Origin of the sequence: Mycobacterium sp. UM_Kg1 (assembly GCF_000972925.1) — a bacterium.
Taxonomy (GTDB): Bacteria; Actinomycetota; Actinomycetes; order Mycobacteriales; family Mycobacteriaceae; genus Mycobacterium; species Mycobacterium hiberniae.
In genome coordinates this window covers 1-17679 of record NZ_JRMK01000034.1, presented here as the reverse complement: position 1 = coordinate 17679, position 17679 = coordinate 1, and the positions used below count along the sequence as shown (strand labels likewise).

The window sequence follows — 17679 nt, the reverse complement described above, 5'->3', positions numbered from 1 at the left end:
CCCGGCATGCCCGGGCCCGACGACAGCCCCGGAACGGTGGGCGGCGCACCGGCGCCAGATCGAAATCAAAAGGGTGGCGCATCCGTCACAACCGCGGCCAGCCTGCCTGCGATCTTGTTGGCCTCATCATCGACGTGATCACCACAGGCCTTGATATCGAGGACCAGGTTGGAGACCACCCGCATCACACGCTGGCACGCATAAGGCGCACCGCCGACCCGGATGAATGACTGAGCGATCTGCGGAACTTCCCCGACCACCTCCCCGACATTCCACGTATACGTCTCGGTTCCGCGGTAGGTCGCACTGACTGTCTGCCCGGCACAGGCCCTCCACGGCAGCGCCGAAGCCCGGACGAATGCCGCCGGGCGATCAGTGTCGACGGGAAAAGACGCCACATCTTGGTCGACGAAGAAATTGCCGTCGACTCCCGCGCGCCCCATCCCGCCGCGGTCCTCGGATACCCGCCAGGTGACTTGCCCGCCCCCGCTGTCCCGGTATGTGCGATCCAGCCCTGGATAAAGCACGCTCGCGCACTCAGGCGGCGACACCTCGACCGTGCCGCGCATGTGCTTAGCCTTCAGGACGCCGCCTTCCGCAGTCTGCATCCCGGTGGCTCCCATGATGGTGTTTAAGGTGCTGTCGTCGAGTAGCGCGATGTCGGGCCCCGACGGTTCTGCCTGGCGGTGCAGCACCGCCACCACAACCGCGGCGATCACCGCCAAGCTGACCGCGGAGGCAAGGATCCATCTGCTGTGCGCGAAGCCGGTCCGCCCTGCCTTGGTGATGCGGGAGGCAATGACCACCGGACGAGCACGTGTCGGCGGCGACTCCGCGGGGGAAACCAATTTCGACGACGCGTTCAGCGCGATGACTGATCGCGGCTCGGAGGGGGGTCGCTCCGTTGCGGATTCTCGACTCGATCCCAGCCGCTCCACGGGCGACTGCACCGACGGCGACTCGACCCGATGGGGACGCGCGAACGGCACCGTAGCCAGCCCGAGCGACGGCGAGAGGTCGGAGTCGCACGCGGCCAACAAGGCGTCGACCTCACCGCGGATCCGCCAGGTGACGTCCGGACGATCGCGCAGCAGGTACAGCAGCCGAACGATGTCGCGCAGTGCTGCAGGATCGGCACAGTCCTCGGCGAGCTTGTGTCTGAGCTCCGACACCAGCCCGGCTTGATCGTGGTGGCTCAGCGCTGGGTGGGACAGTACTGAGGCCATCCGCATCAAGTAGGCGAAGGGCACCTCCGGCTCATCGGGCAGGGTCGGCGGCAGTGGACCGCACTGCGCTTGGCATTTCCGCACGGCGGCGAGCAGTCGGATTTCTGTTTCGTGGAGCGGATTGCGGTAATCGATGATCTGCGTCGCGGCAAGCGGCGTGACCCGCACACTGTGGACCGCACCGATTTGAACCGGAAGAACGGGACGCCGAAGTGCCTGCGCGTACCGCAGCTCCGCCGCGCAGGGCTTGGATGCCAGCGCGTTATTCGACAGGGCGATGATGAATACGCTGCAGTCGCGGATTTTCTCCAGAATGGCCTGCCACCAGGCCTCACCGCCACCGAGCTCGTCGTCCAGCCACACTTCCTGGCGAGTGCGCCGCAATACCGCCAGCAGACCCTCTATTGCCGACCTGTCTTGGCTGGCGTGACTTACAAAAAGCATCATCGCCTCCGAAAAGATCGACTCGCGGCTTAGCATACCGAGTAAAATCCGTAAGACAAGACTGAAAGACATATTGGTGATCCCAATTCCGGAGCAGTGCACCCGAGAGGATTTGATAAGGCGGGCGACGGCGCTGGCTGCCCCTCGCCGCCTTGCGCGCCTCGCGGTTGCCTGCATGGTTCCGCCGGTGGCGTGGCTTTGCGTGCTCGCCCGATGGCCGACGGCGGTCCGCGGCCTGCCTGGGTGGCTGAGCCGGCTGAGCTGGTTCGGCACGCCGGGGTCGTGGCCGACAGTCGTGCTCACCGCGATATTCCTGGTCGCGGTGTGCGTCTTGGTGCTGCGCGCACGTGCCGACCGACGGCCCGGAAGCGCAACCGCCACAGTTGCGGCCGGGCTGGCGGCCACCAGCGCACTGCTGGGCATCAGTGCCTTTTGGGATTGCCACGACGACACTCACCCGCCCTTCTTCCAGCCGCTGATCTATACCGCAGCGCTGCTCAAAGGCGGCACGAACGAGGTCACGATGAACTCGGCGATATGCCCGAGCCCGACCCCAGTCGCCCTGGTGGTGGCACAACTCGCGGCTCTGGGAGCCATCTTCACCGGGCTCTCCGGCGTTGCCCTCGCACTCTTCCGATCCCAAGTCGACCTGCTCCAGGCGAACCACGCATCCTCGGTCACCGCCGTCATCGGCGTCGACGCCGATTCGAGCGCGATGATCGGAGGTATAGCGCGGACGCTGGGCCGACGCGACACCCTCGTGGTCATCGTCGACCAGACCGATGAGCACAGCGCACAGGGTGCCCGCGCCCACGGTGCCCGAGTCCTGACGGTCGATCTCAATGACCCGTCGTCGCTGGTCTCACTCTCCTTATGGCGGCGCCTTGAGCGTTTGTACCTGCTCTCCGGCGAACCCTCCAACAACCGAATGTGGCTGGATGCCGTCACCGGAGGCCTCGCACGGGCGGGCGATCCCCACAGCCGGCTGCCACTGGTCGTTCGCGTAGACGATCCCTGGCAAGCAGAGGCGTGGCGAAATCAGCAACTCGGTGGAGCCGAATCCCGATGGGCCGTGGACACCATCGGAAAGTATGAGATCACCGCCAGTTGGCTGTTGGACAACATCATCGCGGCCAAGATCGTCCGCCGCGTGTTCGTCTGCGGTACCTCGCAGCTGACCCTGGCGCTCTGCGCAGATCTGAATCGCCGCAAATTGGAGCGCGACTACTACAGCCCCCCGACCGAAACGGAATTGCCGGCGTTCACCCTCGTCTGCCAAGACGCCGACGAATGTCACCGTGACCACGAGTTCCACCGCGAGCAGTTCGGGCTTATCGCCACAGGGCCCACCATCGACATCGTGCCGAGTGCGCCCTCGGTTCCGGTACTGGAACGTCTGATCCAAACCGGCGACCCGGCGACCACCGCCGTGATATTCGTCGACGACTGGAAGCATGCTCCCCGAGGAGCTGCGACTCTGGGCAGCCGGCTGGCTGCCCGCTTCCCCACGATGCCGGTGTACAGCTGGGATCCGGACAGTCACGTGAGCGACAGGCCGATGGCCCTCGTCGGGCGCTTACGCACCTATCGACTGATGCTGGAGTTTCCCGACTGCCAAGCCCCAGACGCTTGGGAGCGGGCAGCCAGCCTCATCCACGAGCGCTACCTGTCCACACTGGGCTCCGAGGCCGCACCGCTGCCCTCGAGACTGCCGTGGGCCGAACTCGACGAGTTCTATCGCGGGTCCAATCGACGACAGGTCCGCAACGCCCTGTCGATGGTTGAGCAGATTGCCGGGCACACCTGGAACCCGTGGGGCGATGTCCCGACACCGCTGGCAGAGCGCGACATCGCGGGCCTGCCCCCGCTCAAGCAGCTTGAGAGGATGGGCTTTGACCACACCTCAGCGATGAAGATGGCGCGAGCCGAACACCAGGACTGGTGCCGCTACTACCGCGACAATGGTTGGAGATACGGCCCGAGTCGCAACGACAAACACCGAATACACGACAAGCTTGTCGACTGGCCCGTCGTCCAGGCTGACCCGCAGCTGCTGAACGGCGTGCTCGTGGGCGTGGCGAACACCCTGTGGAGCCTGCGCCAGCTCGGCTATCGATCGCACCCGGTGTGGCGGGCCTACACCCGAGCGGGGACCGTGCGCGCCGAGCAGCACGACTCGCCCTGGACGTGGACGTCGCCATCCGGGGCGACGATGCAGGCCGGCGCCGGCGACTGGATGGTCCACGACGGCGGTGCGACCTGGTCGGTGCGCAACGACATCTTCCGCTCCAGCTACCTGCATATCAGAGAAGACGAATGGCAGCGATGCGGAAGGGTTCTCGCGCGACCCGCACACCCCGGCGAAACGATCGAGACCGCCGAGGGGCCTACTGCCGCCGCCGAAGGCGACTGGGTTGTCAAGGGCGAAGCGGGAGACCAATGGCCAGTCCCCGCAGATGTATTCGCACTCCACTATGTGGAGGTCCCCACCCAGTGAGGGAATGAGTCCGGGACGCAACCGCCCGGCGTCCGAACCGGTTCGTTGCGGTGGCTAATCGGCGGCGAAAAGCACTCCGTCGGCGATCAGCTTGTCGGTCTCGTCGTCCTCGAGCCCGAGAATCGAGCGGCAGATCGCCCGGGTGTCCTGCCCGGGCAGCGGCGCGGGACGCTGCAGCGCGGGCGGGATGTTGCGGTACGGCGCGGGACCGGTCTCGGCCGGCAACGCGTGCTCGATCAGCGGGTGGGTCATCGCCGCGTACACCGCTCGGTGCGCCAGCTGCGGGTCGTCGGCGACATCGGGCGGCCGGTTCATCGGCGCAGCGGCCACTCCCCGGTCCTGCAGCAGTTCAGCGACCCTCAAGGGAGTTTGGGACGCGGTGTGGCGACCCAGCGCGGCCGCCAGTTCGCCATGATGGGCGACCCGATCGGCGCCGGTCGCGAAACGCGGATCGTCCGCCAGCGAGGCGTCGCCGAAAGCTGCTGCTACAGAAAGCATGTCGGTATCGCTGCGGATCGATATCACCGACCATTCGTCGTCTCCTGCACAGGGACAGACCAGATCCACCGCGGTGTCAGGGTGAACTGACGAGCCCGCCGCACGGGCGACATAGATGGTGTCGAGCTGATTGACCGCGGTCTCGGCCTGCGACACGTGGACGTGGCTGCCCGTCGCGGTGCGCCGGGTCCCGATCAGCGCCGCCAGCGCCCCCAGGGCAGTGACCCGCGCCACGACATGATCGGGAAAGACGGTGGTCGCGTCGTAGAACGGGTGGCGCTTCGCGTCACCCTCGTCGTCGGTGGCGGTCCACAGGGCGGTGATTCCGGTGGTGGCCCGCACCAGCGGGCCATAACCCATGCGGTCGCTCCACGGGCCGGTCTCGCCGAAGGCGCTGCTCTCGGCAAGGACGATCCGTGGATTGAGCTCGCGCAGCACCTCGTAGGAAAAGCCGAGGGCGGCCAGCGTGCCCGGTTTGAAGTTGGCCAGCACCGCATCGGCCGTGCCGACCAGGCGGGCGAAGATCTCTTTGCCGGCCGGACTGCGCAGATCCAGACCGAATCCGGAGTTGTTGCGGTGTGTCCAGGCGAACGACTCGCTCATCGCCTCGCCCGGCCGCGCCTGCCGAAGCCCGTCCGGGTAGGCCGGACTCTCCACCTTGATGATCTCGGCGCCCATGTCGCCGAAGAGCCGGCTGGCCTCCCCGCCCGCCACAATGATCCCGAGGTCGACGATGCGCAGTCCCTCGAACGGCCGGGCGCCGACGGCGGCGTCGGACGCCGGCCCGATCGAGGGACCCGTCAGCCATTCGGCGTCGGCGTCGCCGCAGGCCGGAGCCTGCGACCGGAAGCCGGCCCGCTGGTCGTCGACCACGTAGTAGCCGGTCGGTATCGCTGCGGACAGCACCGGCGCCAGCTCCGCCCGGGTGACCGCCTGGGCGGCCACGAAGTGCTCCTGCTCGAGCACCTGCGCCGGGTCCCCCACGGCGGCGATCGGCACACCGCGCGACTGCCCGGCTGCCACCAGATCCACCATGTCCTGGTCGGCGAACAGCTGACGGATCAAGGCGCTGATCTGCGGCCACACCGCGAACCGCTCGCCGATGACACCGTATTTGGGATCGGCGAACTCCGCGGGCTCACCCAGCCAGCTCCACAGCGCGCGCCACTGTCGCGGCGACATCACGCAGAGCCGGACATAACCGTCGCGGCACGGCAGGATGGGATAGGCGTCCTGGTTGCGGGGCCGCCCACGCCAGCGGCTCGACGCGCGTTGCGCAGCCGCGGCTTGGCCGTGCGCCCCGAACACCGGGTCGAGCACGGTGACCACCGCGTCGTACCGGGAGAAGTCGATGTAGTCCCCGGTTCCGCAGCGCAACCGGTTGTAGTACGCGACCAGCACTGCCCAGGCGGCCTGCACCGCCGCGGTCGCCGAGGCGATCCCCGCGGGCGGCAGAACCGGGGTCCCCGTGGTGGGACCCGACCGCGACAGGGCTCCCGAGAGCGCGTAGAGCACCGCGTCGGTGGCCTGCCACGACGAGCGCGGCCCGGTCTGCCCGAAATCGGTGACCGACATCGTCACCAGATGGGCAAAGCGATCGGCGAGCTCTGCGCAAGAGGTGCCGAAGTCGGCGGCCCGTCCGGGCCGGCCGCTGTCCACCACGATGTCGGCGGTGGCCACCAGCTCGGCGAACCTGCGGCGGTCTCGGTCCTCGGCGGGATCCAGCACGAGGCTGCGCTTGTTCGCGTTGTGCAGCGCGAACGGAATGCTCACGCCGCCGAGCAACGGCGCAGCCGTGCGCGCCGGACTGCCGCCGGGCGGCTCCACCTTGAGCACGTCGGCTCCCAGGTCGGCGAGCAGCCGGGTTACCGCGTCGGCGTCTGCGCCGGCCAGATCCAATACACGAACAGCGTCCAACAACACGGTGACAGGGTAATGAACCGGTTGCCGGGGTCCGGGTTCGGCGGGACAATGGAAAAGATGAGTGCAACTGACGTCACTCCATCAACACCTGTACTCCCCGACGATGAGCTGGCCCGCCTCGATGCCTACTGGCGGGCCGCGAACTATCTGTCGGCGGGCCAGATCTATCTGCTCGACAACCCGCTGCTGACCGAACCGCTGCTGCCCGAGCACGTCAAGCCCCGGCTGCTGGGGCACTGGGGCACCACGCCTGGCCTGAACCTGCTCTACCTGCACCTGAACCGGATCATCCGCGAGCGCGACGCCAACGTCATCTTCATCACCGGCCCCGGCCACGGCGGTCCGGCGCTGGTCGCCAACGCCTATCTGGAGGGCACCTACAGCGAGGTGTACACCGGTATCGGCCACAACACCGACGGGCTGCGGAAACTGTTCCGGCAGTTCTCCTTTCCCGGCGGCATCCCCAGCCACGTGGCCGCCCAGACGCCGGGCTCCATCCACGAGGGCGGCGAGCTCGGCTATTCGCTGGTGCACGCCTACGGCGCGGCCTTCGACAATCCGGACCTGGTGGTGGCATGCGTCATCGGCGACGGCGAGGCGGAGACCGGCCCGCTGGCCGCCGGCTGGCACTCGAACAAGTTCCTGAACCCGGCGGTGGACGGCGCCGTGCTGCCCATCCTGCACCTCAACGGCTACAAGATCGCCAATCCCACGGTGCTGGCCCGTATTCCGCACCCGGAATTGGAGGCACTGCTGCGCGGCTACGGGTATCGACCCATCACTGTCGCCGGTGACGATCCGGCCCTGGTGCATCGATCCCTGGCGGCCGCCCTCGCGGACGCGTTCGATGACATCGCGGCGATCCAGCACACCGCGCGTTCCGGCTCCGCACCGACGCGGCCGGTGTGGCCGATGATCGTGCTGCGCACCCCCAAGGGCTGGACCGGGCCGAAGACGGTGGACGGCAAACAGGTGGAAGGAACCTGGCGCGCCCATCAGGTGCCGCTCGCACAGACCCGCACCGACCCCGGGCACCGCCGCCAGCTCCAGCAGTGGATGCAGAGCTACCGGCCGGAGGAGCTCTTCGACGCCGCCGGGCGCCTGCGGCCGGAGCTGGCGGCGCTGGCGCCGCGGGGCGACCGCCGGATGAGCGCCAACCCGCATGCCAACGGCGGGCTGCTGCTGCACGACTTGGACCTGCCCGACTTCCGCGACTATGCGGTGCCGGTGAACCGGCCGGCTACGGAGACACACGAAGCCACGCGCGTGCTCGGCACATTTCTGCGCGACGTCATCGACCGCAACCGCACTCGATTCCGGTTGATGGGTCCCGACGAGACCGCATCCAACCGGCTGTCGGCGGTCTTCGGCGCAACCGATCGGGTGTGGTTGTCGCCGACCGAACCCTGCGATGACCATCTGGCCCCCGAAGGCCAGGTCATGGAGGTGCTTTCCGAGCACCTGTGCCAGGGCTGGCTCGAAGGCTACCTACTGACCGGGCGCCACGGGCTGTTCAACTGCTACGAGGCATTCGTGCACATCGTCGACTCGATGTTCAACCAGCACGCCAAATGGCTGGCCGTCAGCCGCGAGCTCTCGTGGCGTCGGCCGATCGCCTCGCTGAACTATCTGCTGACCTCCCATGTCTGGCGTCAGGACCACAACGGGGCGTCGCACCAGGACCCCGGGTTCATCGATCTGGTCGCCAACAAGCGGCCCGAGGTGGTGCGTGTCTATCTGCCGCCGGACGGCAACACGTTGCTCTCGGTCGCAGACCACTGCCTGCGCAGCCGCGACTACGTCAACGTCATCGTCGCCGGCAAGCAACCGGCACTGGCGTACCTGGATATGCCTGCGGCGGTGGCGCACTGCACCCGCGGTCTGGGGATCTGGGAGTGGGCGGGCACCACCGCCGGCGAGCCGGATGTGGTGCTGGCCTGCGCCGGGGACATCCCCACCCTGGAGACGCTGGCCGCGGCCGACATCCTCTACCGCGAGCTTCCCGACCTGGCCGTGCGCGTGGTGAACGTGGTGGACATCATGCGCCTGCTGCCGCCATCCGAGCACCCGCACGGCTTGCCCGACAATGAGTTCGATGCCCTGTTCACCCGCGACAAGCCGGTGATCTTCGCCTACCACGGCTATCCATGGCTGATTCACCGGCTCACCTACTCGCGGGCCAACCACGATGAGATGCACGTGCGCGGCTACCGCGAACGCGGCACCACCACCACGCCGTTCGACATGGTGATGCTCAACGACCTGGATCGCTTCCATCTGGTGATGGACGTGATCGACCGGGTGCCCAGCCTGGGCGGCCGCTGCGCGGTGCTGCGCCAGCATATGGTCGACGCCCGATTGGCCGCCCGCCGCTACACCCGCGAACACGGCGAGGACGACCCCCGCATCAGCAACTGGACCTGGCGATCGGGCGCAGACCGCGAGGGCAGCGAGATAAGGTGACGGCCATGACCGCTCACCCCGCACCCGTCCGGATGCCCCGTAAAGCGACGTCGTTGCTGTTCGGCGCCCTCGTCGCGTCGGCCGCCATCGCCGGAGCCGGTGCGGCGGGCGCCACCCCCGACCACACCCGGGTGCCGGTCCGCTACGACCTCACCGGCACCGGTGTCGCCGGCTACATCACCTACCAGGGCCAAAACGGTCAGGCCCACGCCACCAACGCCGCGCTGCCCTGGTCGATCCAGCTGACCGGATCGATGACCAACGCGACCAGCCCCTCCTCCTATTCGCTGAGCGCCCAGAGCGCTGGACCCGGCTCGCTGACCTGCACCATCAGCGTCAACGGCAAGGTCGTCAGCCAGAACAGCGCCACTGGAGCTCCGGCGCGGGTGCTGTGCGAGACCCACGGCCCCAAGTAGTCCCAAGTAGTACCGCTTTCACGACGCCGCTTTCACGACGCCGCTTTCACGACGCCGCCCCGTCCGCGGCGCCGCGGGTAGGATTTCGACCAATGTCTGCTCACGAGTTCGCGGCGCCGGGGGGATGGCACCCCCTGGTGGGGCACTTGTCGGCGCTGAACCGGTTTCGTGCGGTCGTCGATGTCGCCGTTGTGGTGGTGGTGCTGGCCCTGGCCAATGTGATCGCGCACTTCACCACGCCCTGGGCCGCGGTCGCGACCGTCCCGGCGACCGCCGTCGGCCTGATCGCGCTGGTCCGCTACAGCGGCCTGACCTGGACCGAACTCGGCCTGGGGCGCGCGCACTGGCGATCGGGGCTCGGCTACGCGCTGGCCGCCGTGCTGGTGGTGGTGTCGGTGATCGCGGTCGGGGTGCTGCTGCCGGTGACCCGGCCGCTGTTCTTGAACAACCACTACGCCACGCTGTCGGGCGCGCTGGTGGCATCGATGGTGGTCATTCCGTTGCAGACCGTCATTCCCGAGGAGTTGGCGTTCCGCGGCGCACTGCACGGCGCGCTGCACCGGGCCTGGGGTTTTCGCGGGGTGGCGGCGGCCGGTTCGCTGTTGTTCGGGCTGTGGCATGTGGCCACATCGCTCGGGCTGACCAGTAACAACGTGGGCTTCACCCGCATCTTCGGGGGCGGTTTCCTGGGAATGCTCGCCGGAGTGACGCTGGCGGTGCTGGCCACCGCGGTCGCAGGATTCGTGTTCAGCTGGCTGCGGCGGCGCAGCGGCAGCCTGATCGCACCGATCGCGCTGCACTGGTCGCTCAACGGCGTCGGCGCGCTTGCCGCCGCCCTTGTCTGGCAGGTGTCGTCGTAGCCCGGCGGCCCTACACCACCAGAACCGCTGCCCCTGCGATCCGGCCCGCACCCAAGTCCTCCAACGCCCGGTCGGCGGCATCCAGCGCGTAGAGCGGCGTGGTGACGTCGATGTGGTGCTGCGCGGCGAAGTCCAGAAAAGCGCGGGCGTCCGCGCGGGTGTTGGACGTGACCGACCGGAGCTGGCGCTCCCGAAACAGATGGCGCTGGTAGTTCAGCGGCGGAATGTCGCTGAGGTGGATTCCGGCGATCGCGCAGGTACCGCCGGCATCCAGCGCCTCGCAGGCCGGCAACACCAGCTCCCCGACCGGGGCGAACAGGATCGCCGAGTCCAGCGGCACCGGGGGCGGGTCGGCGGCGCCCTGCACCGAGGCGACGCCGAGCTCTGTCGCCAGTTCCCGCGCCCGCGCGCCACGCGTCATCACATGCACCTCGGCGCCGCGGGCGAGCGCGACCTGGGCGGTGATGTGCGCGCTGCCGCCGAACCCGTAGATGCCCAACCGACCGCCGGGCGGCAGGTCCGCGCGCTGCAACGAGCGATACCCGATGATGCCCGCGCACAACAGCGGCGCCAACTCGGCGTCGCTATATCCGGCGGGCAAGTGATGCGCGAAATCCGCAGGTACGGTGGCGAATTCGGCGTACCCGCCGTCGTCGTCCCAGCCGGTGTAGCGGGAGTGCGGGCACAGGTTCTCATCACCTCGGCGGCAGAAACGGCAGGTGCCGCAGGTGTGCCGTAGCCAGGCGATTCCCACCCGGTCGCCCACCGCGAAGTCGGTACCGGCGTCGGCGCCCACCTCGACGACCTCACCGACCACCTCATGGCCGGGGATCACCCCGCGACGGTGCACGGGAAGGTCGCCTTCGGCGACATGCAGGTCGGTGCGGCACACCCCGCAGGCGTGGACTGCCAGCAACAGCTCCGAAGGCTGCGGTCGCGGCACCGCGGTGCTGACCCGCTCCAGTGGCTTGCTGTCTATCGGGCCGGGCCGCTGCACACGCCAGCTCAGCATCTCCCCGGCCACCCTCGACGCCATAGTCCTATGGTGCGCGTTGGAACGCGCTCATGGCTACCTGCGTCGGATCAGTCCGACCACCCACAACAAGACGATGGCCCCGCCGAGGGAGACGAAGAAGGTGAACCACCGGCGGCCGTCCTCGACGTCGACACCGAACCAGCCGAGCAGCATCCCGCCGATGAAGCCGCCGATCACACCGATGGCGATGTTGAGCAGGATGCCCGATTCGGCGCGCTTCATGATGCGGTTCGCCAGCCAGCCGGCGATGCCGCCGATCAGAACGTAGGCCAGCCAACTGACCGACGTCGGCGGGGACACCGCAGCAGCGAGGTGGCTTCCGGCCATAGCGGGATCCGAGCGGGACCGCGAACCGCGCGGGCTAGGCGGCGGGCGCCGGGGCCGGAGCGGGAGCGGGAGCGGGAGCCGGGCCCGGCGGGCCGGGAACCGAGCCGGGAACCTGCTCGGCGGGCGGCGGCGCCAGGGGCCGGATGGATTCGGCCAGCGCGATGGCCGCGTCGGTGTCCACCGGGTTGTTGGCGGTGCCCAGCCACACCACGAACCAGCGCTCGGTCTGCGGACCGGCGGCGTCGCCGGCCGGCGGTACACCGATCACGCCGCTCCAGATCTGGCCGACCGGCTTGGCGGGGTCGGTGAACTTGACCTCGTAGTAGGAGGCGCTGCCGGTCAGGCCGCCCCCGTTGAGCGGGGCGCTCACCTGGTTGGCGCGCGTGCCGGGGTAGGGCATGAAGAACTCGCCCATGTCCGACCCCAGGCGGGTGGCGGCCTTGGCGTTGTCGGTCTCGGCACTGGCATACAGCCGCTGGTCGAGCTTTCCGAGCACGATCCTGGTGTCGTTGGCCACCGGCGCCGGCTGGCCCGGGAGCATCGGGTCACCGGTCTTCTTGCTCAACAGCGACGAGCCGTATTCGAGGTGGGTGGTGTCGGACTGCACCCAGCCGGCCGGCAGCACGAAGCTCAGCCCGCCCGCGACGTCGTCGACACGGCCCAACTCGGGGGCCGGCTCGGCGGCGGGCGCGGGGGCGTTCGGGTCTGCGGGCGCGGTGTCCGCGGTGGGCGGGGCGGGAGGCGGCGGGGCCGGATCCGCGTGTACCGGCGCCGCGACCGCGAATGCCAATGCACCGGCGAGCGCGGTCACCGCCATCGCCCGGATGCCCCGTGAGGTCAGGTCCACCTGCTTCATGGCAGAAAAACTACCGTGTTGCCATCGGTACGCAAGTTACGCCGCCCCGGGGTGTGTCGCGCGCAGCGTCACCTCCTGGGCTTTGACCCCGAACCAGACGGTCTCCCCCGGCGCCAGGCGCAGTTCGGCGGCCGCGTCCGCGGTGATGTCCGCGGCCAATCCCGGCGCTCCATCCGGCTGTTCGACACCGCGGACCGAAACCGTGGCGCCCCGGACCTCGAGCCCGGCCAAGGTCACCTGGACGACATTGCGCGGGCTGCCGGGTCCCGGACGCTCGCGATAGACCGCCACCGCCTGGGGTGCACTCACCGCGACCGCCGGCCGGCCCGGTTCCGCACCATCGCCGGGCTTCCCGCGCCAGGTCTCCCCCCAACCGGTGTGCAACACGCCGGCGTCGTCAAGGACCCCGGCGACCAGGTTGAATCCCGCGATCTGGGCGCCGAACCGGCTCCGCGGCGCGGCCAACACGTCGGCGGTGCGGCCGACCTCGGCGACCCGGCCCGATTCGAGGACCGCCACTCGGTCGGCCAGCGCGAAGACGTCGAGCAGGTCGTGGGTGACCAGCACGGTGGTGCGGCCGGCGGCGCCGAGCACCTCGCGCAGCACCCTGCGCACCGCGGACGCCGCGCCGACGTCGAGACCGGACAGCGGCTCGTCGAGCAACAGCACCTCCGGTTCGGCGGCCAGGGCCCGCGCGATCGCGACCCGCTGCGCCTGTCCCCCGGACAGCTGGTGGGGCCGGCGCCCGGCCAGTCCCTCGGCGCCGACTGCGCGCAGCCACGGCGCCGCCACCGCATGCGCACCCGCCCGTCGCCATGGCGGGCGGTACCGGGGGCGCTGCGCGCCGAATGCCACGTTGGCCGCCACATTCAGGTGCGGAAACAGCAGTGGGTCCTGCAGCAGCAGACCGATCCGCCGCGCGAAGCTGGCCACCCGCACCCCGGCTCCGGTATCGGTCAGTATCCGGTCTCCCGCCCGCACCACCCCCTCATCGGGTTGCACCAGACCCGCTATCACGTGCAGCAGCGTGGACTTTCCCGCCCCGTTGGGCCCCAGCACCGCCAGAATCTCGCCCGGCGCCAGATTCAGACGCACGTCCAGGCCGCGCTCGGGAACCACGGCGCGCACGGTGAGCCCCACCGCGTCGGCGCTCATCGGATGCGGCCCCACTGCCTTGCGCCCAGCATCCCCACCACCAGTACGGCAACGGCCACCAACAACAGCGACATGGCCGCTGCGGCCTCCGCGTCGGACACCCGCTGCAGGTAGATGGCCAGCGGCAGAGTCCGGCTGACACCTTCGAGGGAGCCGGCGAAGGTCAGCGTCGCCCCGAACTCTCCGAGTGAGCGAGCGAACGCCAGCAGGGATCCGGAGACCAGGCCGGGGGTCAACAGCGGCAGTGTGACGCGCCACCAGACGGCGCTGGGCCGGGCGCCCAACGTGGCCGCCACCAGCTCGTAGTCGGCACCGGCCGTCCGCGCCGCACCTTCGAGGGCGATCACCAGGAACGGCAGCGACACGAACGTCTGTGCCAGCACCACCGCGGTGGTGGTGAAGGCGATGTGGACCCCGGCCGCTTCCAGGTACCGGCCCAGCAACCCCAGCCGCCCGAAGGCGTACAACAGTGCGATGCCTCCCACCACCGGCGGCAACACCAGCGGCAGCAGCACCAGCGGTCGCAGGATGCGCACCACCGCCGCGCGACTGCGCGCCAGCACCAAGGCCATCGGCACTCCCAGGAGCACGCACAGCACGGTGCTGGCCGCCGCTGTGCGCAGGCTCAGGTGCAGTGCGGTGGTGGCCGACGGGCTGCTGATCAGTGACCAGAAATGCGGCCAGTCGACTTTGACCGCGATCCCGACCAGCGGCAACACCACGAATGCCGCGCCGAGGGCGGCGGGCACATAGACCCAGCCCGGCAGGTCATCAGGCCGGCCGACCATGCCGCTCAAGGCCTACCGAAGCCGGCTGCGCGCAAGAACGTGCGTCCTGTCTCGCCGGTGACCAGATCCACGAAGGCGCGGGCCTGCCCCGCATGGGATGTCTCCCGCAGCACGGCGATCGGATAGGTATTGACCGCCCTGGCGGCCTCGGGGAACTCCACGGCGGTCACCTTGTCCCCGGCGTGCTGCGCCTCGGTGCGGTACACGACACCGGCGTCAGCCTGTCCGGTGATGACCTTGTTGAGGACGTCGGTGACCGAGGGTTCCTCGCTGACCGGGTGCAGCGCGACCCCGGCGACCCCGGCGACGGTGCGGGTGGCCGCCCCGCAGGGCACCGGCACCTGGCACACCACCACGGACAGCCCGGGAGCGGCCAGGTCCGCCAAGGAGCCCACGGCATGCGGGTTGCCCGGCGCCGTCACGATCACCAGCGTGTTCGTGGCGAAGGGCACCGCCGCGCCGTCCAGCAGATCGGCCTGCGCGACGTTGTCCATCTGGGTGGTGTTGGCCGAGGCGAAGACGTCGGCGCGAGCGCCCTGCACCAGCTGGGTGGCCAGATCGGCGGACCCGGCGAAGTTGAAGGCCACCGTCACGCCCGGGTGATCGACCTCGAACCGCGTGGCGATCTCGGTGAAGACCGGCTCCAGCGAAGCCGCGGCGAACACCGTGATCGACGACCCCGCGGGGCCGGAACTGCAGGCGGTCAGGCCCCCCACCAGCATGGCGACCACCGCACCGCACACCGCCCCGCAACGCCGCATAGCACGCAGCCTAACGGCGACAGCAAGCACGACGGGCCACCGCGACGTGGGTCGTTGCGTCCGCTGCACCGCACTGCGCCCGGACTGTGGCCGGATTGTGTCTGTGCCGAGTTCCGGCACAGCACCGCCAACCCGCTACTGTCCAGTAACATAGCTGCGAACACGAGGAGGACCTACCGATGGATGTGCTGGTCACCGGCGGTGACACCGAATTGGGTCGCGTCGTCGCCGAAGGTTTCAGCGAGGCCGGCCACAAAGTGACGCTTGCCGGTCTGCGCGGCCCCGAACTCGAGGTGGCCGCCAAGGAGCTCGACGCCCAGGCCGTGGTCTGCGACACCACCGACCCGGCCAGCATGGCGCAGGCCCGCGGGCTGTTCCCACACCATCTCGACACCATCGTCAACGTCCCGGCGCCCCAGTGGCAGGGCGGCGATCCGCGCGGCTATTCGCTGGCCGATCAGGCCACCGCGTGGCGTAGCGCGCTCGACGCCACCGTGCTGTCCGCGGTACTGACCGTCGGGACCGTCGGCGATCATCTGCGCTCGGGTGGATCCATCATTTCGGTGTTGCCGGACAACCCGCCGGACGGCAGTGCCGAGGCCGCCGTCAAGGCCGCGCTGTCGAACTGGACCGCCGGGCAGGCCACCGCTTTCGGCACCCGCGGAATCACCGTCAACGTGGTCGCCGCCGGCGAGGGCGCCCGCCCCGGCTATGACGGGCTGACCCGCGTGCCTCCGAGCGGCGCGGCCGAAATCGCCCGTCTTGCGGTGTTTTTGACCTCTCCGGCGGCTCGGCACATCACCGGCCAGACCCTGCATGTCGGCCGCGGAGCGTTGGCCTGCTTCGGCTGACCCCAACCGGAGTGGTTAATCCCACAACCAGCAGATGCAGTGACCGCCTTTTAGGTCGACTAGCGTATTAGGGGAACGCAGTCACCGTCGAGGAGCAACCGGATTCCCATGAGCGCCCAGCCTGAAGTCACTGCGCCGCAGAGCCGACGCCACCAGGTCGTCATCATCGGCTCAGGATTCGGTGGGTTGACCGCGGCCAAGAAACTCAAGCGCGCCGACGTCGACGTCAAGTTGATCGCCCGCACCACCCACCACCTGTTCCAGCCCCTGCTGTACCAGGTTGCGACCGGAATCCTCTCCGAGGGCGAAATCGCGCCGTCCACCCGCGTCGTGCTGCGCAAGCAGCGCAACGCGCAGGTGTTGCTCGGCGACGTCACCCGCATCGACCTGGCGGGCAAGTTCGTCACCTCCGAGGTGCTCGGCCACACCTACGACACCCCGTTCGACAGCCTGATCATCGCTGCCGGCGCCGGGCAGTCCTACTTCGGCAACGACCATTTTGCCGAGTTCGCGCCCGGCATGAAGACCATCGACGACGCCCTGGAGTTGCGGGGCCGCATCCTGAGCGCCTTCGAGCAGGCGGAGCGGTCCCGGGACGCCGCCCGGCGGGAGAAGCTGCTGACCTTCACTGTGATCGGCGCCGGCCCCACCGGGGTGGAGATGGCCGGGCAGATCGCCGAACTGGCCAACTACACACTCAAGGGCGCGTTCCGCAACATCGACTCCACCAAGGCGCGGGTGATCCTGCTGGACGCCGCCCCGGCCGTGCTGCCGCCGATGGGCGAGAAGCTGGGCCGCAAAGCCGCCGAACGCCTGGAGAAGATGGGCGTGGAGATCCAGCTCGGCGCCATGGTGACCGATGTCGACCGCAACGGCCTGACCATCAAGGACTCCGACGGCGTCACTCGGCGGATCGAATCCCAGTGCAAGGTGTGGTCCGCCGGTGTCTCCGCCAGCCCGCTGGGCCGCGACCTGGCCGAGCAGTCCGCGGTGGAACTCGACCGCGCCGGCCGGGTCAAGGTGCTGCCCGACCTGTCCGTACCCGGTCACCCGAACGTGTTCGTGGTCGGCGACATGGCTGCGGTCGAGGGCGTTCCCGGGATGGCTCAGGGTGCTATCCAGGGCGCCAAGCACGTCGCGAGCACCATCAAGGCCGAACTGGGCGGCGCCGACCCCGCCGACCGGGAACCCTTCCAGTACCTGGACAAGGGCTCCATGGCCACCGTGTCCCGGTTCTCCGCGGTCACCAAGATCGGCCCGCTGGAGTTCAGCGGCTTCCTGGCGTGGCTGGCCTGGCTGGGGCTGCACCTGATCTACCTGGTCGGGTTCAAGAACAAGGTCAGCACCCTGCTGTCCTGGAATGTCACCTTCCTGAGCACCCGCCGGGGCCAGCTCACCATCACCGAGCAGCAGGCCTTCGCCCGCACGCGCCTCGAGCAGCTGGAAGTGCTGGCGGCTGAGGCGCAACGCGGCGCCGAACGCGCGGTCAGCTAGCTGTACTGACCACGGACGTTGGGTACGGCGTGGCGTGGTGACATGACGAAGACCTCCGAGTGAAGTGCGAGCTGCTGAAGAACG

Annotated in this window: 14 protein-coding genes and 1 pseudogene; 6 read left to right on the top strand and 9 right to left on the bottom strand. The window is 69.1% G+C overall.

Annotated elements, in window-relative coordinates:
• Nucleotides 1–65: 65 nt before the first annotated feature.
• Complete coding sequence (locus tag LI92_RS07725; RefSeq protein ID WP_192830003.1) at nt 66–1742, bottom strand: sensor domain-containing protein; 1677 nt, start codon at nt 1740–1742, stop codon at nt 66–68.
• A gap of 103 nt (nt 1743–1845) precedes the next feature.
• Between LI92_RS07725 and LI92_RS07720 the strand changes: the two genes are divergently transcribed.
• Nucleotides 1846–4167 (top strand): hypothetical protein, encoded by a 2322-nt coding sequence (locus tag LI92_RS07720; protein ID WP_286134928.1) that lies wholly within the window; start codon nt 1846–1848, stop codon nt 4165–4167.
• A gap of 54 nt (nt 4168–4221) precedes the next feature.
• On the opposite strand, the gene LI92_RS07715 is transcribed toward LI92_RS07720, so the two are convergent.
• Nucleotides 4222–6588: a CoA transferase gene (locus tag LI92_RS07715; RefSeq protein ID WP_046317719.1), complete on the bottom strand. Its 2367-nt coding sequence runs from the start codon at nt 6586–6588 to the stop codon at nt 4222–4224.
• A 57-nt stretch (nt 6589–6645) separates the two neighbouring features.
• On the opposite strand from LI92_RS07715, the gene LI92_RS07710 reads away from it, so the two are divergent.
• The 3 genes from LI92_RS07710 (at nt 6646) to LI92_RS07700 (ending at nt 10327) form a co-directional block, all read left to right on the top strand.
• A complete protein-coding gene (locus LI92_RS07710; RefSeq protein ID WP_046317761.1) occupies nt 6646–9051 on the top strand; it encodes a phosphoketolase family protein in 2406 nt (801 codons plus the stop codon).
• Nucleotides 9052–9056: 5 nt separating this feature from the next.
• Nucleotides 9057–9467: an MmpS family transport accessory protein gene (locus LI92_RS07705; protein WP_286134927.1), complete on the top strand. Its 411-nt coding sequence runs from the start codon at nt 9057–9059 to the stop codon at nt 9465–9467.
• 92 nt (nt 9468–9559) lie between these two features.
• Entirely contained in the window at nt 9560–10327 is a 768-nt protein-coding gene (locus tag LI92_RS07700; protein WP_046317717.1) for a CPBP family intramembrane glutamic endopeptidase, read from the top strand.
• 10 nt (nt 10328–10337) lie between these two features.
• On the opposite strand, the gene LI92_RS07695 is transcribed toward LI92_RS07700, so the two are convergent.
• The 7 genes and pseudogenes from LI92_RS07695 to modA form a co-directional block, all read right to left on the bottom strand.
• Nucleotides 10338–11363, bottom strand: coding sequence for a zinc-binding alcohol dehydrogenase family protein (locus tag LI92_RS07695; protein WP_046317715.1), 1026 nt, complete (start codon nt 11361–11363; stop codon nt 10338–10340).
• 33 nt (nt 11364–11396) lie between these two features.
• Entirely contained in the window at nt 11397–11690 is a 294-nt protein-coding gene (locus LI92_RS07690) for a GlsB/YeaQ/YmgE family stress response membrane protein (RefSeq protein ID WP_046317714.1), read from the bottom strand.
• Nucleotides 11691–11724: 34 nt separating this feature from the next.
• Nucleotides 11725–12546 (bottom strand): alanine and proline-rich secreted protein Apa, encoded by an 822-nt coding sequence (locus tag LI92_RS07685; protein ID WP_046317712.1) that lies wholly within the window; start codon nt 12544–12546, stop codon nt 11725–11727.
• Between the two features lie 36 nt (nt 12547–12582).
• Nucleotides 12583–12837: a TOBE domain-containing protein gene (locus LI92_RS24610; protein ID WP_502691412.1), complete on the bottom strand. Its 255-nt coding sequence runs from the start codon at nt 12835–12837 to the stop codon at nt 12583–12585.
• 414 nt (nt 12838–13251) lie between these two features.
• Nucleotides 13252–13635: pseudogene (locus tag LI92_RS24605) on the bottom strand (ATP-binding cassette domain-containing protein); the annotation flags it as partial.
• Nucleotides 13636–13697: 62 nt separating this feature from the next.
• Nucleotides 13698–14489, bottom strand: a complete 792-nt coding sequence (locus LI92_RS07675) for an ABC transporter permease (protein WP_046317711.1) — start codon at nt 14487–14489, stop codon at nt 13698–13700.
• Nucleotides 14490–14494: 5 nt separating this feature from the next.
• A complete protein-coding gene (gene modA / locus LI92_RS07670; RefSeq protein WP_046317710.1) occupies nt 14495–15250 on the bottom strand; it encodes a molybdate ABC transporter substrate-binding protein in 756 nt (251 codons plus the stop codon).
• A gap of 179 nt (nt 15251–15429) precedes the next feature.
• Here modA and LI92_RS07665 point away from each other — a divergent pair, with 179 nt between their 5' ends.
• Together LI92_RS07665 and LI92_RS07660 are read left to right on the top strand one after the other, a co-directional pair.
• Nucleotides 15430–16101, top strand: coding sequence for an SDR family oxidoreductase (locus LI92_RS07665; protein ID WP_046317708.1), 672 nt, complete (start codon nt 15430–15432; stop codon nt 16099–16101).
• A 108-nt stretch (nt 16102–16209) separates the two neighbouring features.
• Nucleotides 16210–17595, top strand: coding sequence for an NAD(P)/FAD-dependent oxidoreductase (locus tag LI92_RS07660; RefSeq protein WP_046317707.1), 1386 nt, complete (start codon nt 16210–16212; stop codon nt 17593–17595).
• The last annotated feature ends 84 nt before the right edge of the window (nt 17596–17679 follow it).